At 65.4% G+C, this 25,119-nt stretch carries 22 protein-coding genes and 1 pseudogene; 10 read left to right on the top strand and 13 right to left on the bottom strand.

Annotated elements, in window-relative coordinates; translation table 11 throughout:
- Positions 1-53: 53 nt before the first annotated feature.
- From FKP22_RS01140 to FKP22_RS01130, 3 genes are all read left to right on the top strand, one after another.
- The gene (locus FKP22_RS01140) at positions 54-794 is read left to right on the top strand and encodes a response regulator transcription factor (RefSeq protein WP_141284365.1); all 741 of its coding nucleotides are present in this window, start codon (positions 54-56) and stop codon (positions 792-794) included.
- 131 nt (positions 795-925) lie between these two features.
- Positions 926-2,908, top strand: coding sequence for a M13 family metallopeptidase (locus tag FKP22_RS01135; protein ID WP_170200687.1), 1,983 nt, complete (start codon positions 926-928; stop codon positions 2,906-2,908).
- 152 nt (positions 2,909-3,060) lie between these two features.
- Positions 3,061-3,987: an alpha/beta fold hydrolase gene (locus tag FKP22_RS01130; protein ID WP_231012346.1), complete on the top strand. Its 927-nt coding sequence runs from the start codon at positions 3,061-3,063 to the stop codon at positions 3,985-3,987.
- A 92-nt stretch (positions 3,988-4,079) separates the two neighbouring features.
- On the opposite strand, the gene FKP22_RS01125 is transcribed toward FKP22_RS01130, so the two are convergent.
- Positions 4,080-5,102 (bottom strand): proline iminopeptidase-family hydrolase, encoded by a 1,023-nt coding sequence (locus FKP22_RS01125; protein WP_141284358.1) that lies wholly within the window; start codon positions 5,100-5,102, stop codon positions 4,080-4,082.
- The gene (locus FKP22_RS01120; protein WP_170200686.1) at positions 5,002-6,696 is read right to left on the bottom strand and encodes an ATP-binding protein; all 1,695 of its coding nucleotides are present in this window, start codon (positions 6,694-6,696) and stop codon (positions 5,002-5,004) included. Before FKP22_RS01120 ends, FKP22_RS01125 begins: the two co-directional genes overlap by 101 nt.
- A 336-nt stretch (positions 6,697-7,032) precedes the next feature.
- Here FKP22_RS01120 and FKP22_RS01115 point away from each other — a divergent pair, with 336 nt between their 5' ends.
- Positions 7,033-7,638 (top strand): response regulator, encoded by a 606-nt coding sequence (locus tag FKP22_RS01115; protein ID WP_231012340.1) that lies wholly within the window; start codon positions 7,033-7,035, stop codon positions 7,636-7,638.
- 9 nt (positions 7,639-7,647) lie between these two features.
- Here the strand turns inward: FKP22_RS01115 and FKP22_RS01110 are convergent, their stop codons facing one another.
- Entirely contained in the window at positions 7,648-8,316 is a 669-nt protein-coding gene (locus FKP22_RS01110) for a sensor histidine kinase (RefSeq protein ID WP_170200685.1), read from the bottom strand.
- Positions 8,317-8,650: 334 nt separating this feature from the next.
- Here FKP22_RS01110 and FKP22_RS01105 point away from each other — a divergent pair, with 334 nt between their 5' ends.
- A complete protein-coding gene (locus FKP22_RS01105) occupies positions 8,651-9,037 on the top strand; it encodes a hypothetical protein (protein WP_141284350.1) in 387 nt (128 codons plus the stop codon).
- 78 nt (positions 9,038-9,115) lie between these two features.
- On the opposite strand, the pseudogene FKP22_RS01100 reads toward FKP22_RS01105, so the two are convergent.
- Positions 9,116-9,256, bottom strand: a pseudogene (locus FKP22_RS01100) (DUF1348 family protein); the annotation flags it as partial.
- Between the two features lie 265 nt (positions 9,257-9,521).
- Between FKP22_RS01100 and FKP22_RS01095 the strand changes: the two are divergent.
- Complete coding sequence (locus FKP22_RS01095; protein WP_141284348.1) at positions 9,522-10,418, top strand: alpha/beta fold hydrolase; 897 nt, start codon at positions 9,522-9,524, stop codon at positions 10,416-10,418.
- Between the two features lie 193 nt (positions 10,419-10,611).
- Here the strand turns inward: FKP22_RS01095 and FKP22_RS01090 are convergent, their stop codons facing one another.
- The 3 genes from FKP22_RS01090 to FKP22_RS01080 all read right to left on the bottom strand — a co-directional run bounded on the left by FKP22_RS01090 (position 10,612) and on the right by FKP22_RS01080 (position 11,978).
- Entirely contained in the window at positions 10,612-11,265 is a 654-nt protein-coding gene (locus FKP22_RS01090) for an isochorismatase family protein (RefSeq protein ID WP_141284346.1), read from the bottom strand.
- Positions 11,266-11,571: 306 nt separating this feature from the next.
- Entirely contained in the window at positions 11,572-11,814 is a 243-nt protein-coding gene (locus FKP22_RS01085; protein ID WP_141284344.1) for a DUF1427 family protein, read from the bottom strand.
- The gene (locus FKP22_RS01080; protein ID WP_141284342.1) at positions 11,811-11,978 is read right to left on the bottom strand and encodes a DUF1427 family protein; all 168 of its coding nucleotides are present in this window, start codon (positions 11,976-11,978) and stop codon (positions 11,811-11,813) included. The genes FKP22_RS01085 and FKP22_RS01080 overlap by 4 nt, the downstream gene beginning before the upstream one ends.
- 313 nt (positions 11,979-12,291) lie before the next feature.
- Between FKP22_RS01080 and FKP22_RS01075 the strand changes: the two genes are divergently transcribed.
- Positions 12,292-13,098: an alpha/beta fold hydrolase gene (locus FKP22_RS01075; RefSeq protein WP_141284340.1), complete on the top strand. Its 807-nt coding sequence runs from the start codon at positions 12,292-12,294 to the stop codon at positions 13,096-13,098.
- Positions 13,099-13,128: 30 nt separating this feature from the next.
- A complete protein-coding gene (locus tag FKP22_RS31700) occupies positions 13,129-13,311 on the top strand; it encodes a hypothetical protein (protein WP_170200683.1) in 183 nt (60 codons plus the stop codon).
- A 21-nt stretch (positions 13,312-13,332) separates the two neighbouring features.
- Here the strand turns inward: FKP22_RS31700 and FKP22_RS01070 are convergent, their stop codons facing one another.
- The 5 genes from FKP22_RS01070 to FKP22_RS01050 form a co-directional block, all read right to left on the bottom strand.
- Positions 13,333-16,308 carry a sensor histidine kinase gene (locus tag FKP22_RS01070; RefSeq protein ID WP_170200684.1) on the bottom strand — a complete coding sequence of 992 codons (2,976 nt, stop codon included), beginning with the start codon at positions 16,306-16,308 and terminating at the stop codon, positions 13,333-13,335.
- A gap of 455 nt (positions 16,309-16,763) precedes the next feature.
- Complete coding sequence (locus FKP22_RS01065) at positions 16,764-17,441, bottom strand: DUF1275 family protein (protein WP_141284336.1); 678 nt, start codon at positions 17,439-17,441, stop codon at positions 16,764-16,766.
- A 73-nt stretch (positions 17,442-17,514) separates the two neighbouring features.
- Complete coding sequence (locus FKP22_RS01060) at positions 17,515-19,467, bottom strand: amidohydrolase (RefSeq protein ID WP_141284334.1); 1,953 nt, start codon at positions 19,465-19,467, stop codon at positions 17,515-17,517.
- A 296-nt stretch (positions 19,468-19,763) separates the two neighbouring features.
- Positions 19,764-20,390, bottom strand: a complete 627-nt coding sequence (locus FKP22_RS01055; protein WP_310733296.1) for a DUF6624 domain-containing protein — start codon at positions 20,388-20,390, stop codon at positions 19,764-19,766.
- Positions 20,391-20,672: 282 nt separating this feature from the next.
- On the bottom strand, positions 20,673-21,425 hold the full coding sequence (locus FKP22_RS01050) for an SDR family oxidoreductase (protein WP_141284377.1): 753 nt from the start codon (positions 21,423-21,425) through the stop codon (positions 20,673-20,675).
- Between the two features lie 110 nt (positions 21,426-21,535).
- Between FKP22_RS01050 and FKP22_RS01045 the strand changes: the two genes are divergently transcribed.
- Both FKP22_RS01045 and FKP22_RS01040 read left to right on the top strand, forming a co-directional pair.
- Positions 21,536-22,447 (top strand): LysR family transcriptional regulator, encoded by a 912-nt coding sequence (locus tag FKP22_RS01045; RefSeq protein ID WP_141284330.1) that lies wholly within the window; start codon positions 21,536-21,538, stop codon positions 22,445-22,447.
- A gap of 152 nt (positions 22,448-22,599) precedes the next feature.
- Positions 22,600-24,033, top strand: a complete 1,434-nt coding sequence (locus FKP22_RS01040) for an FAD-dependent oxidoreductase (protein ID WP_141284327.1) — start codon at positions 22,600-22,602, stop codon at positions 24,031-24,033.
- 7 nt (positions 24,034-24,040) lie between these two features.
- Here FKP22_RS01040 and FKP22_RS01035 read toward each other — a convergent pair whose 3' ends face one another.
- Complete coding sequence (locus FKP22_RS01035; protein WP_141284325.1) at positions 24,041-25,066, bottom strand: aldo/keto reductase; 1,026 nt, start codon at positions 25,064-25,066, stop codon at positions 24,041-24,043.
- Between the last annotated feature and the right edge of the window lie 53 nt (positions 25,067-25,119).

The raw sequence follows: 25,119 nt of genomic DNA, 5'->3' as shown, positions 1-25,119 counted from the left end.
TTGTTTGCCGCCGAGGGCGACCATGCATGCATCAAGATTGAAGGAGCGATGCCATGGCTTTGGTCACACCCGCCGTCATAGACGTGACGCACCAGAACGCCGTTATCGAGGCAGGGCTGCGCCGCATCCTCGCTTCGTGGCCAGAGTTTGAAGTACGAGGGGGCGCAGAAGCTGGCGGCCCTGCAACACAGCCGAGCGACCCCGACGTGGTCGTGCTGGACCATGACAAGGGGATCAGCTGGGCGAAGAGCCATCAACTTCACCCCCGAACCAACGTCCTGGTCGTGTCCATGATGGGACAGGAGAGCGACATCCGCAGTGCACTTGCTGCTGGCGTGCGTGGCTATGTGTTGATCGACTGCTCGGCAGACGAGATCGTGAACGCGGCGCGTGCGGTCGCGGCAGGGCGCCGGCATCTCTGCACCGCCGCCACCCTTCGCATGGCGGACAGCCTGGCGCAGCCTGTCCTGACCTCCCGCGAAACCGAGGTGCTCGCCCTGGTCTTCCGCGGCAACAACAACAAGGAGGTGGCTCGCACCCTGGGCATCTCCGTGGGCACGGTGAAGTCTCACATGCGAGGGCTGCTGACGAAGCTCGGTGCGCGTTGCAGGACCGAAGCCTTGTGGGTGGCTTCCCAGCGAGGGCTCATCGACCGGTCGGCAGATGCGGGTTCCGATGGGAACACGGCGCCCAGGCGAGCGCCGGCAACGGGTGGCAGGAGCGTGCCACGCGCCACCGGCGCTCAGTCGCGGAGTTTTGCCAGCGCAGGCGTCCTGCAAGCGTTGCCCGCATGACGCCTCGCAGTGGCCGATGGGCGCTGCGAGATTTTTGCCACCGTGGCCATCTGCCACGGCTGGATTTCCATGCCGGATTGACAGAGGTTGTTTTGAAATTGAAGTTGAGAGCGTTGCTCGCTGCAGTGGCCATGTCCATCTCCGGCTGGGACCAACCGGCCTCGGCCACCGTGTTGCCCAGCGGCATCGACCTGAGCGCACGCGACGAGACCGTGCGGCCAGGCGATGATTTCTGGCACTACGCCAACGGCAGGTGGGCGGCGCGCACCGAGATCCCGGCGGATCGCGAGGTGGTCGGCACCAGCGCCCAGCTTTCGGCCGATGCGGAGGCGAAAGTGCGCGAACTGCTGGAGATGGCCGCGGCCCATCCGGAAACGGTGAGCGCCTCGATGCGCATGGCTGGCGATCTGTACGCGGGCTGGATGGACGCTGCCGAGATCGAGGCGCGTGGTGTCCAGCCGCTGAAGCCCTACCTTGCGCGCGCCGCCGCTGTCGCAAGCCGCGCCGACCTTCAGGCGCTCTTCGCGGCGCCAGGGTACGCCTCGCCGATCGCCATCGACGTCGTGCCGGGTTTCGAGAACCCGGACCATCATGTGATCGCCGTTGCCCAGGGCGAACTGGGCATGACCCGCGACCAATACCTGCTCGAAGGCGAGAAGTACCAAGCCAACCGCCAGGCCTATCGCGCATACGTGCAGCGCATGCTGGCGCTGGCCGGCTTCGACGCTGCGGCCGCCAGGGCCGAAGCCATCATGACGCTGGAGACGGCGTTGGCGCGGGTGCACTGGTCAGGCACGCAATCGCGCGACGAGGCTAGCATGAACGACCCGAAGACGCTGGCTGCGCTGCAGGCGACTGTCCCGCAGTTCGACTGGAAGCGCTGGCTCGCAGCCTACGGCTTCAAGTCGCCGCGCGCAGTGGTGCTGGGCAACAACACCGCGGTGATCGCCATTGGCCGGATCTATGCCGAGACCCCGCTGCAAACCTGGAAGGACTACCTTGCCTTCCGCTTCGTCAACGACAACGCGGCCTACCTTCCCAAGGCCTTTGGCGAGGCCCATTTCGAGTTCCACAGCAAGACGCTTTACGGCGTGCAGCGGCAGCGGCTCCGCTCGGCGCTCGGCGTTCAACTGGTCAACAACGTGCTGGGCGAAGCCGTGGGCCAGGCCTATGCGGCGAGCAACTTCCCGCCGGCCGCCGCCGCGCAGGTCACAGAGCTGGTGGACAACCTGCGCACCGCCTACGGCATGCTGATCCGTCGGTCCGCCTGGATGGATGCACCCACCCGGCAGAAAGCCCTGGCCAAGCTGGAGGCCTTTGAAGCCCGCATCGGTGCGCCGGCCTACCGCGTGGACGATTCGGCGCTGAAGGTCGACCGTGCCAACCTGCTGGCCAGCATGATGAGCCATGCGGCATTGGCGCGCAGCCGGGCCGTGTCGCAGCTCGAAAAGCCGGTGGACAAAGCGCGCTGGCTGATGCTGCCGCAAACACCCAATGCCTACTACGACCCGTCCACCAACCAGATCACCTTCCTGGCTGGGATGCTGCAGCCGCCGGTCTTCGAGGCCGATGCGGACCCAGCGGTGAACTATGGCGCCATCGGCGCGCTCATCGGCCATGAGATGGGGCATGCCTACGATGACCAGGGCAGCGGCCACGGACCCACAGGCAAGCTGGAGAACTGGTGGACCGATGCCGCCAAGGCCGGCTATCAGGCCCGCACCACGGCGCTGCGCCAGCAGTTCGACGCCTATGAGGCGCTGCCAGGCCTGAAGGTCAACGGCGCCTTCACCATGGGCGAAAACATCGGCGACCTCAGCGGCCTGGAAGCGGCCTATCTCGCCTACCAGCTCTACCAGCAGAAGCACGGCCGGGCGCCGGTGTTGGATGGGCTCACCGGTGACCAGCGCTTCTTCCTCGCGCATGCGCGCTTTCGGCGCACCAAGATCCGCGAAGGCACGCTGCGTCAACTCGTGTTGATCGACGCCCACTCGCCGCCGCTGTTCCGGCTCAATGGCGTGGTGCGCAACATGGACGCTTGGTACAAGGCCTTCGACGTTCAGCCCAACGACAAGCTCTACCTGGCCCCGGAGGCCCGGGTCCACTTCTGGTAGCGGGCAGCCACCTGGTTCGCCGCACGCGGCTTCATCAGACTTGACAAATTCAGGGTCCTCAATGAGGGATTCTTTCGATCGCCCACGCTTTGTCATTCACCAGGAAACCTGCCATGCGCTCACTCCGAAACACATTCCGATGGATTTCCCTGGTGGCGCTCGCTTTGCTGCTCGTGGGGGCCAAGGTGCATGCCGCCTCGCCCGCGAATGCCGAAGTGGTCGTGCGACATGAGTTTGCGGAGGTGGATGGCCACAAGATCTTCTATCGCGAGGCGGGCCCTGCGGATGCACCTGTGGTGCTGCTGCTGCACGGCTTCCCCACGTCATCCCGCCTTTTCCGGGCGCTGATTCCGAAGCTTGCGGTTCGATACCGCGTCCTTGCGCCCGACCTCCCGGGTTTTGGGCTGACACAGGTGAAGGATGGCGGGTCCTTTCACTACAGCTTTGACGAGCTTTCGCAGGTGGTCGACCGGTTCACCGAGGTGAAGGCGGTCAAGCGCTATGCGCTCTATGTCTTCGACATTGGCGCGCCCATCGGTTGGCGGCTGGCCGTCGCCCATCCAGACCGGATCACGGCCATCGTGACCCAGAACGGAAATGCGTACGAGGAGGGCCTCAGCCCTGGCTGGGCACCGATGCGCGAATTCTGGGCGGACCCCTCACCGCAGCATCGTGACCCCTTGCGCAAGCTGTTCAAGCTCGAGACCACCCGCTGGCAGTACCTGGAGGGTGTGAAAGAGCCGTCCCGGATCGACCCGGATGACTACCTGCTCGACCAGCAATTCCTGGATCGCCCGGGTCAGGAAGACATCCAGCTGGCCATCCTGCTGGACTACCGGTCCAACCTGAAGCAGTACGCGGCGGTGCACGACTACTTCCGCAAGCACCAACCGCCACTGCTGGCGGTCTGGGGCGCTGGCGACCCGTTTTTTCTGCCCGCCGGCGCAGAGGCATTCAAGCGCGACCTGCCCAAGGCGGAGGTCCACATGATCGATGGCGCCGGTCACTTCGCATTGGCCTCGCATGGCGACGAAATTGCGCGTTGGATGATGGCGTTTCTCGGGCGCAACCTCCGGTGACCCGTGCCATGTGGCGCCGGCAGTGCCAGCGCCACATGGGTTGCCAGCCCAGGGCCGCGAGTGAACGTCGCGGCACCAGGCTCACTGACGCATCAGACGGTTGCCAGGAAGCGCAGCAGGTGGCCGAAGTAGGCATCCTGGTCGTCCCACATCGCCAGGTGGCTGCCGTTGGGGCAGATCTCCGCCCTGGCGTTCGGCATCATCTTTGCCATGCGCTGGAGGTCTTCCGGATCCATGGTGTCGTGCATGGCGCCGAGGATGAGGGTGCGGGTCTTGATGTCCTTCAGGCGATCCCAGCGTTCCCAGTCCTTCAGGCTGCCACTCACCTCGAACTCGCTGGGCCCCTGCATCTGGATGTAGATGTCCTTGTTCATGTGCTTGAAGCTGCGCATCAGCGCATCGGGCCAGGGGTCCAGCCGGCAGATGATCCTGTTGTAGAGGTTCGCCATGATGATCTGCTCATAGGCCGGGTTGTCGAAGTCCTTGGCCTGTTCGAGTGCATTGATTTGCTTGAGCAGCGGCGCAGGCAGCAAGGTCTCCTTGAGGTGGTTGACCCGCTTCAGGTAAGCCTGCATGCCGGCCACCATGTTGGAGATCACCAGGCCTTTCAGCGCCTGGGGGTGCTTCAGCGCGTACTCGATGGCCAGCACGCCGCCCCACGAGTGGCCAAACAGCACGAACTTGTCGAGGCCCAGGCCACGCCGGACTTCCTCCACCTCCTGCAGGTAGCGCGGCACCGTCCACAGCGACGCATCGGCTGGTTGATCGGAGTTGTTGACGCCCAGCTGGTCATGGAAATAGATCTCGTAGCCGGCCTCGGGCAGGAATGCCGCCATGACTTCCAGGTATTCGTGCGAGAAGGCGGGGCCACCGTGCAGCAGCAAGACCTTGGTCGCGCCGTTGCCGACGCGCTTGGTCCAGACCTTGTACTTGCCACCGACGACCGGGACCAGGCGCACGCCTGCCGTGCGAACGCCGACGGGGTTGAGGCCATCGGGAACGGTGGTCGCGATGTCAGGCGATGGTGGCCGCCGTGCGGCAAGGGCCGGCGTGGACGCGAGCGTGGCAGCCGCTGCAGCGGCTGAGGTGTTCAGGAAGTTTCTTCGACTGGTCATGATGGCCCTTGGAGGGTGTGATTGGCGGCGCCTCGCAGGCAGCTCCGCGTTTCGTGCCGCAGTGGCTGCACGGGGAGTTCGGTGGTTGCTGGCCTGTGTCCCGCGGCGAAAGTGCCGCGCCTTGCTGATCGAGCGCACCACGCCGGTGATGCGCGAGCCTGAAGCGGACCAGGTGTTCCTGCCCGCTCAGCGCCAGGCGCTCAAGGCAGCAGTGCCTTGTCGTTTCCGGGAGGAAGTAGCTGACTGTGGGGCCACCGAAATTTGCCGTGACGAGCGACTTTTCGGCGAGCGTGCCCAGCGCCTCCGTCGTTTGCTCAAGGCTCAGGTCCGTGACGGCCGCGGCGGCCGGGCAATCGAATTCGCCGTCGAACACCGAGACAGCACGCAAGACGGTGGCTTCGGCTTCCGAAAGCAGGGCATGGCTCCAGTCGAAGCTCGCAGCCAGGCTCCGATGGCGCTCTGGTCCCGCTCGGCGACCCATCAGGAGATGCAGGCGATTGTCGAGTTGCCCCAGCAAACCGCCGACGCCGAAAGCAGGTATGCACGCCGCAGCCAGTTCGATCGCCAGCGCGAGACCATCGAGTCTTCGGCAGATTTCCGAGATCGCAGCAGCGTCGGCGTCGTGGAACTCGAACCGTTCAAAGCTCGATGTCGCCCGCTCCACGAAGAGCTGGATCGCGGGAAAACGCAGCGCTTGTGTCGCATTCAAACGTTCTGATCGAGGCGGCGCACACAATCCGGCGAGCCTGCGCACCCGCTCTCCCGCCATCTGTAGCGGTGCTCTGCTGGTGGCGAGAATCTTCACGTTGGCCGCGGTCGCGAGAATCTGCGCGGCGTAGCGGGCCGCGCCATCGATGAGATGTTCGCAGTTGTCGAGCACCAGCAGCAGCGCGAGCTCGCGCAGGTGTTCGCACAATGCCGCCCATTCGCCAGGGCCATGCAGTGCAAGACCCATCGCGCTGGCGATTGCGCCGGGCATCTCGTGGGGTTCTGTGAGTGACGCCAGATCGATCAGCCACACACCATCCTTGAACGCGCCCAGCGCTCGCTCGGCCACCGCGAGCGCGACCGTGGTCTTTCCCACGCCGCCCGCGCCAACAATGGAAATCAGGCGGCATTGGGTCAACTCATCCCACGACATGTCGATCACATCGTCCCTGCCCAGGACGCTCGCGCGACCGGCCGGTAAATTGCTGCGCCGTGGCGTTGACGTCGAAGAAGATGCCCGCCCCGCGGGCGAGGTGTGGGCCGTGACCTCTGCGATGAATCGGTAGCCGCGCCCCGTCACCGTCGCGACGTACCTGGCCGCTGATGGATCGTCACCCAGCACACGCCTCAGCGCCGCCATGTGCACCTTGAGGTTGCTTTCCTCGACCACCGTGTCCGGCCAGACGCGTTCAAGCAGTTCGCGCTTGCTGACCACTTCGCCGGCGCAAGTCACCAGGACAGTCAGCATCTCGAATGCGCGGCCGCCAATCCGGACCTGAGTACCGCTTTCCAGCAGCGCCTGACGTTCAGGAACAAGCAGGAATTTTCCAAATTCATATGAACTTGGCGTGGCTTCCCGGGGTTCAGGCTTCATGATCTTCTCCATCACACGAGGTGCAGACCTCACAGTTGGGAAAATCGCAGCGGCAACCCAGGCGCCCATGCCTGCGCATTGACGTGGCTGGCGAAGGGTGTCGTCCGCAATCGATCGTGACTTCCAATGGGCAGATGAGGTGACTTGATGGATCAGGACTTTAGGGAGCCGGGTCAAGCCTCGCCAGCCGCGACGCAGGGACGGGCGCCTCACTCGATAGAGGGAGTCGCGCGCCGTGCAGGTTGACGATGGTCCCGGTAGGGCGGTAACGTCCCGCACGAACCTTGAACGCTGCAGGGCGCGCCAACCAACATGTCTGAGCCTCACGATCGCCCCATTCGCCTCCTCGTGGTTGACGACCACCCGATGGTCCGCGCGGGCATAGCCGCGGTCATCTCCGGCCAGCCTGACATGGCCCTGGTCGCCGAGGCGGGCGACGGCATCGAAGCGCTGGCGCTGTTCGAGCAGCACAAGCCTGATGTCACGCTCATGGACCTGCAGATGCCACGCATGAATGGCATGGCCGCGATGGGTGAAATGCTGAGCAGGGATCCGTCAGCGCGCATCGTGGTGCTGACCACCTACCGCGGTGACGTGCAAGCCCTTCGTGCGCTCAAGATTGGCGCCAGCGGCTACCTGTTGAAAAACGCGCTTCGCAAGGAACTGGTGGCCGCTGTGCATGCCGTGCATGGCGGCAAGCGCTTCATCGCGCCTGAGGTGGCGCAGGAGCTTTCCCTGCGCTTGACCGACGAGGCGCTTTCGCCGCGCGAGGTGGAGGTCATTGGCGAGGTGGCCGCGGGAGGCGCCAACAAGCAGGTCGCAGATCGCCTCGGGGTTTCGGAAGAGACCGTCAAGACCCACATGAAGAGCATTCTCGTGAAGCTCGGTGCGAGTGACCGCCTTCAGGCCGTCGTCATCGCGATGCGCCGGGGCATCCTCAACGAACAGCTCTGAGTCGTCTCTTCATCGGCCGATCTTCGACGGTGGCTTGTAGGCAAGCGCAGCCGAAATGCGCAACTCGATTTCGGTGCCGGCACCCGCGCGGCTCCAGAAATCGAGTCGGGCGCCGATTCGCGCCGCGCGCGCCTGCATGCCAACGACACCCCAGTGAGCAGGGCCCTTGTCCTGCCCGAGCATGCGCGCATCAACACCTGTTCCATCATCGCGGATGCGGATGCTCAGCCTGTCTTCTCCATAGACGATCTGGATTTCTATGGTGGCCGCATGTGCGTGGCGAAATGCATTGAGCAGCGCCTCCCTGCCAATGCGATAGAGCTCGGCCTTGACGAAGGGCTGGAGGTCACGTGCCGTGCCATCGACGATGGTGCGGAAGGTCACATTGCGGCCTTGCCTCAGCGCTTCGCCGGTGGCGGCATAGGCCACCGGCAGGTCGCCCAACGGCTCCTCCGAGGTCCTCAGGTCAAGCACCCTCTCGCGGCCTGTCGTCAGCATGGCTTCGACGCGGTCCAGCGCTTCCAGCAGGGCGGCGCGGGCCGGATCCTCGGGGGACATGTGGTCCACCGCGGCCTGGAACTGAAGGATCAGGCCTTGTGTGCTTTGCAGCAGCGTGTCCTGGAGTTCCCGTGCGATGCATGTTTGCTCGGCCATGCGTTCTTCGAAGCGGGCGCGCATGCGAGCGGCGGCCCGCTGGACGCAGAACCGGAAAGCGGCCAAGGCCAGCAGCGCCACGCCAACGCCGCAGAAAACGATGAACCCATCTGAGCGGATGAAGGCGAGCGGCGGCGCCGGGCCCTGGTCGGCCCCCCAAACGCTGCCACAACTGAGCAGGCAGACAAGCCGGCACCATGGCAACCGCCGCAGGCTTCGCTTCATTGGCGCTCGACTCGAATGGTGGTGAATTCGACTCTATCGAGCGGCGCGGCACTCGAAATCACTCCAAGGGCTGAGTGGCCGTTACCCGGATTGGCATTTTCCGTTCGATGGCGTCTTCATAGCATGCGAGCAAATGCAAAGACTGTTCTCCGCGTTCCCTGGCGGGCCACCGGGCGTCGCGCTGCTCATCATGCGGATTGCGCTGAGCGTTCTCCTGTTGGACGGCGCACTCCGGCCGCCTGGCCCGTTCACATCCGGTGTGGCCATGCTGGCGCCCTGGACGGTGGCGATCGCGCTCTGGATCGGGCTTTTCACGCCCGTCTTCTCGGCGATGTGCGTGCCCCTGGTCCTGGCGATTTGCGTCAATGGCACCGGCGAGATGGACTTGGGGCCCGTCTGCACGATCCTTGAGGCCGCGGCGCTCGCAATGCTGGGCCCCGGGGCTTATTCGTTGGATGCCCGCTTGTTCGGGCGACGAAAAATCATCTTCCCCCGGCATCACGAAAGTGGTGATGAGTAGGGGCTGATGCCGCCCAGCCGCGACCGAAGGGCTTTGCGCTGGCGAATGGCAAGTTGTGGCGCAAGGAGGCGTGGACCTTCAAAGTCCCAGTTCAGTCAGTCCGGGATGATCGTCGGGCCGCCGGCCCAGGGGCCAGAAGAACTTCCGATCCGCTTGCGCGATGGGCAGGTCGTTGATGCTGGCGTGTCGATGCGTCATCAGGCCCGCCGCATTGAATTCTCAGTTATTCCGGGTCGTGAATTTAGGTGCCTCTTTGTCCGAATCAGCCTGATATCGCGCATCCGGATCGCGCCATGTCTGCTGTCCTTTCCATCCAAAGGCCACCCTCGACACCACCCTCTGCAGGATGTGCCTCGCAGTGCTGGTGCCTAACCTTGAAACGTCCGTCATCACACGCTGAGACACGCGATGTCATGACGACATCCTCCAGGCTTGCTGCATCCGCAGACCGGAGGCGCCCCACCATCTACTGACGAGGAATCACATGGACCAGCTTACCCCCCGCACATCATCGCCGACCGACATCCGGTATGAACGAGTCAAGGTCGACGGCGTCGAAGTCTTCTACCGGGATGCGGGTCCGATGGACGCCCCGGTGCTTCTGTTGTTGCACGGCTTCCCCACGTCGTCGCAGATGTTCCGCAACCTGATCCCCCAGCTGGCGGACAAGTTTCGCGTCATCGCCCCGGACTACCCGGGCTACGGCCAGAGCGAGAGCCCTGATCGTGCGAAGTTCGCCTACACCTTCGAGAACTACACGAACATCGTCGACAAGCTGACCCGCCAGCTCGACATCGAGAAGTACGCGCTTTACGTGATGGACTACGGCGGCCCGGTGGGCTTTCGCCTGGCGGTCAAGCACCCGGAGCGCGTCACTGCGTTTGTGGTTCAGAACGGCAACGCGTACATGGAGGGCTTCGGGCACCCGTTCTGGGACGGCATCATGGCCTACTGGGAAACCGGTGCCGCCAAGGAGCGCGAGGCCATCCGGTGGCTGACGACCCTGAAGGCAACGTACTGGCAGTACAGCACCGGATTCAAGGACATGTCGCTGGTCAGTCCCGACGCCTGGACGCTCGACCAGGCCCTGCTCGACCGGCCTGGCAACGCCGAGATCCAGCTTGACCTGTTCTACGACTACCGGACCAACGTCCCGCTGTATCCGTCCTGGCACGAGTACTTCACCAAGTACCAGCCGCCGATGCTGATCACCTGGGGAGCGAATGACGAGATCTTCCCTGCGGCCGGGGCGCCCCCGTACAAGCGTCACCTGCCGAACGCCGAAATCCACATGTTCGACACCGGCCACTTCGCGCTCGAAGACCACAGCCGGCAGATTGGCGACCTGATCCGCGAGTTCCTGCAGCGGGTGGTTCGCTGAACGCCGGGCTGCAGCGTCGGGCAGGTTGAATGATCAGTGTCAGGCCACCACCAAGGTGGCCTGACTGTTTTTCTCAACCAGTGCGAAAGGGCCGCCGGGTGGTGTTCTTGCACCATCCGGCGGCCCTTTCACATCGCTCAGCTGAGAACTCGCCCAAGACTCGGGCGGCTCTCCCTGTGCCGCACCGTCCGAGTTATGCCTTCGCAGCCTGCTGCGCGCGCTGGTAGCTCTCAATGGCGGCGGCGTAGTGCGGGGAGAAGAGGGCATAGATCTCGGCGTACTTTGCTGCGTCGGGCCGGTTCCAGGTTCTCTGCAGCTCGCAAACCATCGCGCTGATGCTGGTCGGCACCACACCGGCCTGGGTGAACCGGGCCAGCGTGGCCCGCGAGGTCAACTCGCTGGGGTCGCCAGAGGCGTCCATGACCGCATAGACCTTGAATCCAGCGGCCACTGCGTCCAGGGCCGGGAACATCACGCAGACGCTGGTCCAGATGCCGGCGATGACCAGCGTCTTCTTGCCCGTCGCGCGCACGGCCTTGACGAAGTCTTCGTTGTCCCAGGCGCTGATCTCCCCTTTGCGTGAAACGTAGGTTGCGCGAGGCGCGAACTGCTCGATCTCGGAGATGAGCGGACCGTTCGGGCCATCTGGCACCGATGCGGTGGTGATGACCGGGATGTCCATCAAGGCCGCGACCCTGGCCAGGGATGCGACGTTGGCTCTCAGCTCGCTGATCTCGATGTCCTTCACGGTCTGGAGCAGGCCTGACTGGTGATCCAGCAGCAGGATCGCGACGTCGGAGGCATCGAGCAGCGCTTTTCCGCCGCCGGTGGTGAGTACGTGTGCCATGTATGACCTTTGCGTGTGAGCCTCGCTTCGAGGCGTTGTTGAAAATGCGGACGGAGCCTGCGGCTTGCGCCACGGGCAGGTCCATTTGCCAGCCACCACCACCCGCCTGTGACGAAGGCGACCGCCGGGTGTGGCCGTCGTCGTGTTCGGAGCAGGTGGGCAATGTCCGGCCACTTTGCCGAACCGATCACCTGCCGGCACCCGCACTCGGGTTGGCGCGCGCTAGGCCTCTGGGCGTAAGCGGCGCAGGCGCCCGCGGTTGGGTAGAGCCGCGCTGCGAGGTCCGGCAGGGAGGGCCTGGCGATGTCACCGGCCTTGCTTGAGCGAGCCGTCCGGCCCGCCGCACAGGTCCCGGTGCCTGGCTTCCCTTTTCGCGACCCAGCGATCCGTGGCGATGTACCCGAGGGTCATCGCCACGACCAACAGCGCACCGGCCAGCACGGGCGGTGCTGGCGACGGGATGCCGGCCCAGCGGCACAGCGCGCCAATCGCCACGCCGAGCAGCAGGCCGATCACGATCCTGGTCTTCTGTGTCGGGCCGGCTTTCATGCGGCGCCTCGCAGCAGGTGGTCAACGCCGGTGAAGCCGAGCGTGATGGACAGGACAAGCAGCGCGCCCACCAGCTTGGGTGGCGCCGGCAGTGGCAGGTCGAACCAGCGGCAGGCGACGCCAATGCCCAGGCCGAGCGCGAGTGAGATCAACAGGTCGTTCATGGATTCATCCCCGAGTTGGAACGGGCACCCGCGCAGCAGTGCGTGCCAGCTGGCTTTCCCGTCGCTGTTCGCCTCGAGTGTGCCGGGCGTGCGGCGTGCAGCTGTGTGCACGGAGGAAGGCACCACAGTGGCCAGAAGAGGCAGGTCGCCGACTTGGGCTGCAGCTTGCTCGGCGCAGGCCTGGCGATCGAGTTCGCCAGCCGTCAAGCAGCGCTTGCCACCAACGGAGGAGGTGGCACCAACCCCCGGGAGGAAGCTGGCGACCCAGCTTCCAAGGACATTGAATGCTCTTATTTTGATGACTGGAACTGCCATGAATGCCCCCCTTGTTCCCAAGCTGACTGCCTTCTCCATCGCGACCGGCTTGGCGTTCGGCGCCTGGCTGAGTCCGGGTGTCGTCGCGGCAGCGCCAGCGGCAGCTGCGAGCCAACAGGTCTCCGTCATCCTGGTGCATGGCGCCTGGGCAGACGGCTCCTGCTGGAACGATGTCGTCCCGTTGCTTCAGGAAAAGGGGCTGACGGTGGTTGCGGTGCAGAACCCGCTGAGTTCGCTGGCCGACGATGTGGCCGCCACGCAGCGAGCCATCGACAGGCAAGCGGGCAAGGTGCTGCTGGTCGGCCATTCCTGGGGTGGAGTGGTCATCACCGAGGTGGGGCGGCAGGAGAAGGTCGCGGGCCTGGTCTACGTCGCGGCTTTTGCGCCGACGGACGGGGAATCGGTGAACGACCTTTCCGCCAACAAGGGCCTGCCGCAACCTCCGGGCCTGGCGGGCATCGAGCAGGATTCACACGGCTATCTGTGGATGAGCGCCAGGAACTTCGGGGAGCACTTCGCCCAGGACCTGGCGCCGGCCAGGACCCGGTTGATGGCAGTGAGCCAGAAGCCCATCGAAGGGCGCAGCTTCGGCGACAAGGTGAGTGTGGCGGCCTGGCGGAGCAAGCCCAGCTGGTATGTACTGGCCGAGCAGGACCACATGATTCCACCGCCCGCGCAGAAAGCCATGGCGCAACGTGCAGGCGCCAAGGTCACCAGTCTTGACGGGGGACATGCCGTGATGATGGCCAAGCCTGCCGAGGTGGCGAATGTCATCCTGGCCGCCGTCAAGGGCCTGGGCACTTAGTCGGCCGACCAACCGCACTGGAGCCACTCGATGTCTCTCCTGATCGTTCTCTTTGCGCTGGGGTTGCTCATCTTCGTGGCCTGCAGGGGGCACGGCGTCATCCTGTTTGCCGCCGGTGGCGGCGCTGCTGGCCGTGCTGCTACCAGTCCGGCCTTTGCGTGCGGGCCCTATCGGTTCACCAATCGCGAGTACCTCAGTTGGTGCATGCAATAGGCCGTCCGTTGCAGCTCTTGCCTATGCCTGCCGGCGCATCGGCTGGCGACCTTCTCTGGGGATTCGCAAGATCTGGCGCCACGGCCTGTTCGACGCGGTGCCCTCGAAAGCCTGGGCGGCAGGCACGCGAAGTTCGACTTCTGTGCCACCTCCGGGTCGACTTGTGATCGTGAGGCTGCCGCCGATCTGCGCGGCTCGCTCGCGCATGCCCAGCAGTCCGTAGTGGCCGGGGCGGGCGCCAGCCGCCAGAACTTCCGGGGCCATGCCCGGGCCGTTGTCGTGCACGCGCAGGGTGAATCGGCGCGACTCGAACTGCAGGTCCACGCGGATGTCGCTGCCCTTGCCGTGGATCACGGCATTCAGCAGCGCCTCACGGCCGATCAGGTAGATGCGGTCGCGGGTGAGAGGCCTCAGGGCCCGAGCTCGCCCGGCCTCCACGATCTCCACCTGTGCTGTTCCCGCCAGTTGGGCTGCGGCCGATTCGAACGCTTCGCGCAGGCCGACGGCGTCGGCATCCGTGCTGCGCAGATCGCGCACCCGGTCGCGTGCCTCGCCCAGCATCTGGTCGGCGTGGTCGAGCTGGCTTTCGATCGAACCGCGGGTGTTGTCCTGGGCCGGCAATGCGGTGGCCACGGCCTGGAATCCAAGGATCACGCCTTGCATGCTCTGCAACAAGGTGTCGTGCAGGTCTCGCGCAATGCGCTCGCGCTCCGCCAGGATCTCGCGCATGCGCGACCGCTCGCGAGCCCTCAGGACACCCACGCGCAGCCGGTAGACCAGCCAGAGGCATCCGAGCACAAGCGACAGCGCGAGCATGCGAAACCAGAGCGTCTGGTACCAGGCCGGCAGCACCTCGAACGCCAGCGACGTGGGCACTTCGGCCCACTGGCCATCCTCGTTGCTGGCCATGACCTCGAAGCGATGGCGGCCCGGCGGCAACTGCGTGTAGTACGCGGTGCGCCGAGCCCCGGCCTCCTGCCACTCGCTGTCGATGCCCTCGATGCGATACCGAAAGCGAACCCGGTCCGCGATGGAGAGCGCCGCCGCCGAATAGTTGAACTCGATCTGGCCGGGATTGGCGGACAGTTGCACCCCGGCTCCCGCTGGCGTGATCGCGCCATCGCTCTTGACCGCCCAGACCTGTGCCACGGGTGGCTTGGGCACGGCCTGCTTGACACCGGGATCGATCCAGAAGCGACCTTCATTGGTCGAGGCCCAGATGAGGCCTGCGGCATCCTGGACCAATCTGGGCGCATCCCCGGGATCTGCGACGCCGTGCAGCCCGTCGTGGTGGTCATAGACCTTGGGCATCACCGCCTGCCCGCTCAAGCCGGCCTTGAGCGTTGCTGCGGGAATGTGAAAGACCTTGTTCAGCCCGGACAGCCACAGATCACCCTGCGGCGTCTCGACGATGCCCGTGATCGCTTTGAGAGCATTGCCCTTGCTCTGCAAGGGGCGGAACCGGTCTCCCTCGAAAACGCCCACGCCGTTCAGCCCGCCGATCCAGACCCTTGCGCCGCGCGCGAAGGCCACCCAGGCTTCGGTCACCGTGTCATGGTAAGGCTCGGACCTGATCTCGCGGAACAGGCCCCCACGCAGCACGAAGGGACCGCGGCGCGCTTTGCCGGCAAACCAGAGCTGGCCCTGCGTGTCGGCATGGAGGATGTAGCGTCCATCGGCAGGCGGCGTGACAGGCCCCCTGGGTTGAGAAATGCGACCGTCTTGAAGGCGCAGCAACTGATCGCCAGCCTGAAGCCACACGGCTCCCGTGTCATCTTCAGCAATCTGATGTATTTGCCCACGCCATGACAGATCGGGCGTCGGGACAAGGGTGAAGTCGGCACCCGCCTCCTTGCGCCACAGCGCGTTCTGGGTCGACACCCAGATCCGATGATTTGCGCCGGGCCGGATGCTCGTGACGTCCTTGATCTGAGGCATCTCCTTGACGTTGCCATTGGCGACGTACTTCAAACTGCTGTTCCATTGGCCCAGCCAAAGACCGCCATCGGCATCGGGTGTCAGCTCGGCAGAGGTCACGTAACGCGGGAACTTCGCCTGCGTGAAGCGCGGGAGCCGAAACCGCTCGATGCCAGTCGCGGTTGCCAGCCAGATGTTCCCGTCGGCATCTTCGTGCAAGTCGTTCACTGAAAGAGACGACAGGCCGCGCTCAGGCGTGATGGCGTCTGCCCGCAGGGCGGCGGCGCCTCCGGGCTCGAGAACCCGTCGCCAGTCGGCCGCGTGCTCGATGCCGATCAGCGAATGCATCCAGAGACCGCCCCGGCTGTCGAACAACATGATGCCGTGGGGCGCCCGCGTCAGGCGCCGCTGGCTGACAGGGCGGCCGTCTTTCATGTCGATCACGGCGATGCCCTCGGCGCCTGTGCACCACAGCGATCCATCCGGCGCGAAGGCAATCTGCTCGCAATCCCGCACGTCAACGCGCTCGAACACCCGCGCGCCCCTGGGCAGCCTGTACAGGCCCACAGGATTGACAAACCAGACAGCCCCCTGCGCGTCAACGACCGGACGGTGGATTGCCCTCGTCCCCTTTGGAATGCCCCATGAATCGTCGAGGGCCTCGAGATGGAGCCCCTCGAGCCGAAGAAGGACACCTCTCTGGTGATACCACCCAACCCCTTGCTGATCGAAGATGAACCTGGCGTAAGGACCTGCGCCAAACTTGTCCTCGACCGCTTCGGTGCGGCCCTGCCACCTCCGCATCAGGCGGAACGTTTCGGGATGGATGTAGTAGACCGCTCCCGTGGGGCTGGTTTGTCCCAGCACGTCGGCGGAGTCCACGAACGGCCCGCCCGCCGGCGCCTTGTCGAACGAGTGGAACTCAACGCCATCGAAGACCTGGCGGCCCACGGTGGTCCGCATCAAGAGCATGCCGTGCGGCACCTGGATGAATTGACCCGCCGCAGCTGCAAGGCCGTCCTTCTCGCCCCAGACGGTGTGCTCGTAGTCCGCGATTGCAAGCGCTGAGGCGCTGGTCAACTTGAGGGCGAGGGCCGTCCAGACCAGCCCTGCCAGCCAACGCGAGATGATTGACTTTCCGTGGCGCGCCGCGTGCCGCGTGCTGCGCGCGTGCGAGTGGAGGCTTCGGCATGGGCGAGTGCTGCGGCGCGATACCAGTATGTGCATGACCCGCCAGCTTACCCGCTGGGATCTTGAAACGTCCGGGTGGGCAGTCGCAGTACCGCGTGCATCTGGCGACCCAGAGCACGAGCCGCCGCGGCAGCCAGAACGCGCCGTGGGTGCTTTCGAACGCGAATCAACCGATGTCGATGTCGATGGCGGAACCGGCGGGCCGTGCGGCCATGCCGGGTCCGCTTTGCGACCGAGCAGTCTTCGAGAAAGCTGTTCGTGAAACGGCTCGGCATCACGCCAGATGACTACCGAGCCCGGTTTGGCGGTGGACGCAGCACGGCAGCCGGAACGCTGCCGGCTGGTCAGGGTGCGGCTGCGCGCGTTGCCTTCGCCAGAATGGGCACGAGCCCGAGCACGGGCGTGATCGCGAAGCACCACATGCTCAACTGGCTGTACAGGATGGCACCTGCCGCACAGCCCGCTGCGAACGCCGCCACGTTGGCGAGCATTTTCGACAGGCGAGTGCTTGCCTCCTGCCTTTTTTCACCCTCCAGTCCGCGAACCAGGTTCGCGATGTCGATCATGATTTGCGTCGTCGTACCGGTCATCAAGGTGGTTGGCGGGGCGCTGCCAAGGTGCACGCGCGAGGCAGCGTTCTGAATGGCCATCGCGGCAACGAAGGACATGCCGGCCACGATGGTGAGGACGTCATCTCCCTTCTGCTGCGGCCCCACGAAGATCGCCAGCGCGGCCCCGAACAGGAGCAGCAGCACCTGCAGTGACAGCATCGTGCGCAGCACCGGCAACCCGGCCCTGGCCACCGGGAAAGAGGCCAGGTGGGTCACGAGGATGACCGCGCAGAAGACGGGAAGCGCCAGCAATTTCGCCGTGGCCCCTGAGGTGCCGAGGACCAGGGCGGCGCCCAGCGTCACGAAGTTCCCGGTCACGTGCGCGGTGAACAGGCCCTGAAGGGCAAGAAAGCCCGCCGTGTCGATGTAGCCCGCTGTGAAGCTCATGAAGACAGGAACGCTCAGTTTCATTGGAAATTCCCTTGCCTTGTATCCAGGTTGAATCGAAGAGCGCCGCGCGCCATGGTACGGCCGCCGTCCACGCTCAAACGGCCCAGCATCCGCATCCAAACGCGCCCCAGAAGCCTTGTGCATCGCTCGTCGGCACATCGCGTCGGGCGGCGGCGGCATGGTCATGTCCGTGCACGCTGCAGCCGGCGCTGCAGCCGCACATGGATGCCATGCGAGCGGCACCCGGTTGCCCCAGCCTGCGCTGCTGATAGCCGCCGAATCGCTTCACTGGCGACCAGTCAGGCAGCACGGGGAGAGCGGGTGGGGCGAAGTCCGCAAAGTCGCCCTTGCCATGGACCACGCGGCCGCCCAGCAGGGTCATGACCGAGGAGAGTTGCGCGATGTCGCTCTCGGGCACCTGGAAGTAGTCTTCAGACAGCACGGCCATGTCCGCCAGCTCGCCCACGGCGATCCGGCCCTTCTTGCCCTGTTCGTTCGAGAACCAGGTGTTGGCCTCCGTCCAGAGGCGCAGTGCGTGCTCGCGATCGAGGCGGTTGTTCGGCGGATAGAGCTGCGCGCCGCCAACAGTCTTGCCGGTGACCAGCCAGGCGAGCGAAACCCAGGGGTTGTAGCTGGCCACGCGCGTGGCGTCGGTGCCGGCCCCAACCGGCACACCGGAGGCCAACATCTTCGAGATCGGGGGTGTCGCCTCGGCGCTCTTCTGGCCATAGCGGTCGATGTAGTACTCGCCCTGGTAGGCCATGCGATGCTGGACGGCGATGCCGCCGCCCAGGGCCGCGATGCGATCGATGTTCTTCTGCGTGATCGTTTCGGCGTGATCGAAGAACCAGTGCAGGCCGTCGAACGGAATCTCCCGGTTGACTTTCTCGAAGACGTTCAATGCGCGATCGATGGTCTCGTTGTAGGTTGCGTGCAGCCGCCAGGGGAAGCGGTTCTGCGCCAGCAGGCGGACGACGCGCTCCAGGTCGCCCTCCATGTTGGGGGGCATCTCGGGCCGGGGCTCGCGAAAGTCCTCGAAGTCGGCGGCGGAATACACCAGCATCTCGCCTGCGCCGTTCACCCGATAGGTGTCGTCGCCCTGTCCGGGCTTGACGCTCTTGGTCCAGCGCGAGAAGTCGTCGACCTCGCCGCCGGGCTTTTGCGTGAACAGGTTGTAGGCGATGCGAAGCGTCAGCTCACCGTCTGCATGGAGCTTCTCGATGATCTCGTAGTCATCGGGGTAGTTCTGGAACCCGCCGCCCGCGTCCACCACGCTGGTCACGCCCAGGCTGTTCAGCTCGCGCATGAAGTGGCGCGTGGAGTTCAATTGGTACTCCGGTGGCAGCTTGGGGCCCTTGGCCAGCGTCGCGTACAGGATGGTGGCGTTCGGGCGCGCCATCAGGAGGCCGGTGGGCTCGCCCGCCCCGTCGCGCACGATCTCGCCGCCCGGAGGGTTCGGCGTGTCGCGCGTGTAGCCCACCGCGCGCAACGCGGCCCGGTTGAGCAGGGCACGGTCGTACAGGTGAAGAATGAACACCGGCGTGTCCGGGGCCACCGCGTTGAGCTCGTCGATGGTTGGCAGCCGCTTCTCGGCAAACTGGTGCTCGGTGAAGCCGCCCACCACGCGCACCCATTGCGGCGCCGGCGTGTTCTGGGCCTGCCTGCGCAGCATCTCCATGGCATCGGCGAGGGAGGGCACGCCATCCCAGCGAAGCTCCATGTTGTAGTTCAGCCCGCCGCGGATCACGTGGATGTGGCTGTCGATCAGGCCGGGAATGGCGCGCCTGTTGCGAAGGTCGATCAGCTTGGTGACCGGGCCACGCGTCGCGAGGATGTCCTTGGCATCGCCGACGGCGCTGAAGCGGCCGTTCGTGATGGCGACGGCCTGCGGATTGGGATTGGTGCGATCCAGCGTGGTGAACCGACCGTTGGTCAGGATGAGGTCTGGGTGCACGACCGTGCCTTCCTTCGCGGATGCGGTGGCCGATGCCACCGGCCAGATCGCTGCACCACCAAGCGCCTGCAACACGTCGCGGCGGCGCGTCATGGCGCACTCCCTTCATGCGCGGCCGCGTGGCCCGGAGTGTCGACGTGCTTGATGAGGTGCGTCAGGCGCATGCTGCTTCTTCCTTGTGTCCGAATCACTGGAAGATAGGCGACGGGGCCTGGGGCAAACAGCCCCCGAATGGGCAACCTGAACTCGGCCTTTTGGAGATTGAACTTCGATGGCCTGACCCGATGGCTCGGCCGCGTGCTTACCGCGAGGAAGGCTTTGGAGTCTGATCGATTTGAGTCAGGCCTTGATCGCGGCCTGACCAATGCGCTGCTTGGGAGTGGATCGACTCATGTGACCCAACCGACATCGCGGCGCCAGAGATTGCCGGCGACTTGCTTGGATGCGTACTCCTCGTGCGAGGGGAGCGGGAGACCCCGGGCCCGCGACAAAACTTCGCTGACAGGCCCCAGACCTGCCTCCCTTCTCCACCTGTCGACTTGGCTCGGGTCTTCCAGTGCATTGAGCTCTGGCCCATCAGGTGTGAGATCGAACTGCGTACCGAAGCGCTGCGCTTTGCCTTCGAAGACACGAATTCGATCATCCAGGTAGGCAAACTGCCATCGTGGAACGAGCCCGATGCGGCTGGCTTCATCAATCAATGTGCGGCAGTGGCGCATGAAACCGGGTTCGGCAATCGAGTGCTGAAGCACCAGCCACGCTGCCTCTGCACCCTCCGGCCCCACCAAGGCCTCGCTCGGCCAACCGTGCTCCTCCATCAGCGCGCGTAGATCGGCCGCATTTGCGCGATGAACTGCCTCCATGCGCGGGTGGTAACCCTCGAGCAGCGTGCCCTCGGCTTGCAGCTCGGCACGGACCCGCTCGTCCCTGGAGGCCATGGCAAGCAGTTGATTCCTGAGGATATTGTTCACTTGGGTGGTGGACTTCGATGCAAACGAATTCAGCGGACAAGACATCGCGAGGCGGTTTCTCGGTCCGCTGCATGGACCTTGCCCCTGGATGCCGTGTCCCATGGCTGCTACGCGCTGGCTTGCTTTGATTGATGGGCCAGCCAATTTTCCTCCAACTGCATCGGGCCTGCGGCTCATCGAGGCCGTGATGCCGTACTCGGGCAGCACGCCCCGGAAGTCCTGGCTGGCGTGTTGTCTGCCGCGGTCACTGTGGAAGATCAGTCCCGCTTCGCCCAATCGCGTTGCGGCTGCCTTCAAACCGCGCGGCGATCGTCTGCCACAAAGCCGTCATACCTGCGTCATGCCACCGTCGGCGAACAGTTCGATGCCATTGACAAAGCTGCTGTCGTCAGAGGCAAGGAACACTGCCGCCTTGGCGATTTCGTCGGTCCTGCCGACGCGGCCCAACGGGATCGTCCGCGCCTGCATCTCGATGAAGCCTTCGAGTTGATCGCCCGTCAAGCCCAGCAGCTCATAGGCCGGCGTGGGCACCACGCCCGGGCTCAGCACGTTGACCCGAATGCCCGCATCTTTCAGGTCCAGCATCCAGCTTCGCGCCAGATTTCGCACCGCCGCCTTGCTGGCACTGTAGATGCTGAACCCAGGCGTGCCCTTGATGGAAGTCGTCGACGCATTCAGCACGATGGTGGCGCCCTTTGGCATGATCGGCATCGCCTTTTGCACGGTGAACACCAGGCCGCGCACATTGGTGTCAAAGATGCTGTCGAAGTGAGCTTCGGTGATCTGGCCCAGCGCCGCCACCTGACCGCCGCCCGCGTTGGCGAACAGCACATCAAGTCGGCCCTTTTCTTTCTGGATCGTGGCGAAAAGCTGATCGAGGTCCTGCAGGTTGGCAACGTCGCTGCGGACGCCCGTGACATTGCGACCGATGTCTGCGACTGCCGCATCAAGCTGCGCCTGCCGTCGGCCGGTAATGAAGACGTGGGCGCCTTCGGCGACAAAGCGCTTGGCGGTCGCCAGCCCGATGCCGCTGGTGCCGCCGGTCACGAGGGCGATCTTGTCGGTAAGTTTGTTGGTCATGGTGGAGTCCTTGCGTTGGCCTGAGATGCAACGCAGTTTGGGTGCGCATCCGAACCTGGCCAAGATCGCGGCGGGCACTTGTCCATTTCCGATCCGCTAATAATGGCCAGATGGACCAGATCACCGCCATGCGCGTCTTCGCCCGGGTGGTCGAGGCTGGCGCTTTCGCGCGCGCAGCAGACCAGTTGCAGATGCCCAAGCCCAGCGTGACCAAGCTCGTACAACAGTTGGAAACCCACCTGAAGGTGAAGCTGCTGCAGCGCACCACCCGGCGCGTGACCGTCACCCCCGAGGGGGCGGCCTACTACGAGCGCACGGCACGCGTGCTGAGGGACATTGACGAGATCGAATCCGATCTGAGGCAGGATCGGACCGATCCCAAGGGCTGCATCCGTGTCGACGTCGGATCGGTCGTTGCCAATCTGATCGTGATGCCGCGGCTGCCCGGCTTCTACCAGCGCTTTCCTCACGTCCAACTCGCGCTGGGCGTCAGTGACCGACCGGTGGACCTGGTGGGTGAAGCGGTCGATTGCGTGATCCGCGGCGGCGCGTTGACCGACCAGTCATTGGTGGCCCGTCGCATTGCGCGGATGGCCTTCACGACTGTCGCCTCGCCAGCCTATCTGAAGCGGCATGGCGTGCCGGAAAGCCCGCAGGAACTGTTGGACGGCAGGCATGCGATGGCCAGTTTTTTCTCGGCCGGCACCGGCCGGATCGTTCCGGCCCCATACGTACGCGGCGCAGAGCGCTTCGAGATCGCAGGCCAGGGCCCGATCTCCGTCAACGAAAGCACCGCGCACGTCAACGCTGCTTTGGCCGGTCTCGGTCTCGTGCAGACCTTCGGACCCATCGTGCAGCCGCACATCGAGAGTGGCGCCCTGGTCGAGGTGCTGGCTGAGTGGGCGCCTCCGCCCATGCCGTTCCATGTGGCTTATCGGCCCAACCGCCACCTGAGCGCCAAGCTGCGGGTCTTCGTCGACTGGGTCGTGGAAGTATTCGCACCCTACAACACCGCTCGCTGAGGCAGCGCAGGTCGCGCTGTGCCAGCGGTGAGGATCTGGTGCAGGGCTCTCCTCCGTCTTCTCAATCTGACGCTGGGCAATTCGATTTGGCAAACCCCCATCGACTTGCCGTGCAGGCTGGCTACGATGCCGCCAACACGGAGGTGCTTGCCATGTCAGCGGATAACCCATCCACAGCCATCGCTTCGGACTTGTCTCCAGCCGACGGGCCGCGGCGACGGCGCGTGCTGGGCGGCTTGGCCGCCGGCACAGTCGCAGCGGCCTTGCCGCAGCGACGCGCCCGCGCCGCGACCTTGCCGCGGGTGGCCATCATCGGTGGCGGCATGGCGGGCATTGCCTGTGCGTGGCTGCTGGACGGCGTGTGCGAGGTGCAGTTGTACGAGGCGCGGGACACGATTGGTGGGAACGTGCGGACCTTGTCGGTGCCGGTGGGCGGGCAGGTGCTGCCGGTGGACATGGGGGCGCAGTTCTTCCATCCGGGGCCATATCCAACCTACGTGCAGCTGCTGTCGCAGCTGGGGCTGTGGCCGGTGGACAGCGGGGAGTCGCACAGCTTCGTGGCGTCGATCACCTTGTCGTCGCCCGACGAGGCGACGCCGCGTTTTGTCTCACCGGTGCTGCCCGGGCGCGCGTGGCCGCTGCTGGCACCATGGAACCGCTCCGGCGTGCAGGCTTTCCAGACGGCGTTCAACGCGGCGCAGCGGCGCGAGCAGCGGGATGCGAGCTGGTCGCTGTCGATGGGCGACTGGCTGGCGTCGCTGAACCTCACGCCGGCGCAGGCCGAGACCATGATCCTGCCGTGGGCCGCGTCGCTGAACTCGGGTGACGTGAGCGAGACGGGTGGGCTTTCGGCGCGGGCGCTGATGGTGTTCGCTGCCGGCGCGTTGCCACCCGCGTTGACCGACCCGGTGCTGTATTACGTGCTCAAGCGCGGCATGATCGAGCCGCTGAACCGCATGGTGGCGCAGTTCGGCACGGTGCAGATGCACATCAGCGCAGCGGTCGAAGCGGTGTCACCGGCGCCGGGCGGCGGGTTCCGTGTGCAGCCGCAAGGCTTGCCCGCGGCGGACTTTGATGCGCTTGTCTTCGCCGCCTCCGGCCCGCCCACGCTGTCGTTGCTGGCCGGCCTGCCCGGTACCGCGGCGCAACGCAGCGCGCTGCAGGGCATTCCGTTCTACGACGCGACGCTGGCGCTGCACACCGACCCAGCCTTCGCACCGGCCGATGCACGGCACTGGTCCTTCCTGAACTGCAGCGCCGAGGGCAGCGCCTGCGAGGCCTCGATGTGGCTGGACCCGGTGATCGGCAGCAGCGGGCTGTGGAAGAGCTGGATCAGCCACCGCGCGCCGCCGCAACAGGTGCTGGCGACCGAGCAATACCGCCACATGCTGCCGACGGTGGGCGCGATCCAGTCGCAGAAGCTGCTGGCCGCCCAACAGGGCCGCGGCGGCATCTGGTTCGCCGGCGGCTACACGCAGCCCTTCGACTCGCAGGAGACGGCGCTGCTGTCGGCGATGGGCGTGGCGCAAGGTTTGTCGGGCGGCAGCGTGCGGCTGAGCCGCCTGCAGCGCTTGGCCCAGCGCTGAGCCTGCCTCAGCCGGCGGCCTTGCCGGTGCACGGCACGCGGCCGGTCACCGGGTACTGCGGGTCGGTGAAGCCGGGCGTGGACGGATGGCCGGGCGCCACCAGCGTGTCCACCAGGGCCTCGTCCTCGGCGGTGAACGGCGAGGCCAGCGCGGCGAGGTAGTCCTGCCATTGTTCGAGCGTGCGCGGGCCGGCGATCACCGAATGCACCTGTGCGTTGTTCAGCACCCAGTTGATCGCGAAGTGCGAGGCGCTGCTGCCATGTGCCTGCGCGTGGTCGTGGATGCGGCGCGACAGCGCGATGGACTCTGGCCGCAGCTCCGTCTGCAGCATGCGCCGGTCCGCGCGTGCGGCGCGGCTGCCGGCAGGCAGGACGTCCATGCTGGCGTATTTGCCGGTGAGGATGCCGCGCGCCAGCGGGCTGTAGGGCACGACGCCAATGCCGTAATGCGCGCAGGCCGGCAGCAGCTCGACCTCGGGCATGCGGTTCATCGCGTTGTACTGTGGCTGGCAGGCGACCGGGCGGTCGATGCCCAGCTCATCGCACACCCGCACCACTTCGGCCAGGCGCCACGCGCGGAAGTTCGACAGCCCGATGTGGCGGATCTTGCCCTGATGCACCAGGTCGGCCAGCGCGTGCACGGTCTCTTCCAGCGGCGTGCTGGCGTCGTCGCGGTGCAGGTAGTAAATGTCGATGCAATCGATGCCCAGCCGGCGCAGGCTTTGCTCGACGGCCAGCATCACGTACTTGCGCGACAGGTCCGGCCCGGCTGGTGCGGTGTTGCCCGCCGGGAAACCGACCTTGGTGGCGATGACCCAGCGGTCGCGGTCCGCCTTTACCGCGCGGCCGACGATCTCCTCGGACCGGCCTCCGGCGTACACGTCGGCCGTGTCGATGAAGTTGATGCCGGCTTCGCGTGCGCTGTCGATGATCTGCACCGCGGTGGCCTCATCGCTCTGGTCGCCGAACATCATCGCGCCCAGGCAGAGGGGCGAAACCTTCAGGCCGCTGCGGCCGAGTCGTCTGTATTGCATGGCGGTTTCCGTTGAGGTGGGAATGGTGCTGTGGGTCCGTGGTCAGCGCTGGG

The organism is Ideonella azotifigens, assembly GCF_006519715.1.
Classification (GTDB): domain Bacteria; phylum Pseudomonadota; class Gammaproteobacteria; order Burkholderiales; family Burkholderiaceae_C; genus Ideonella; species Ideonella azotifigens.
The sequence above is the reverse complement of the archived record's forward strand: the minus strand, read 5'-3'. Positions and strand labels throughout refer to the sequence as shown.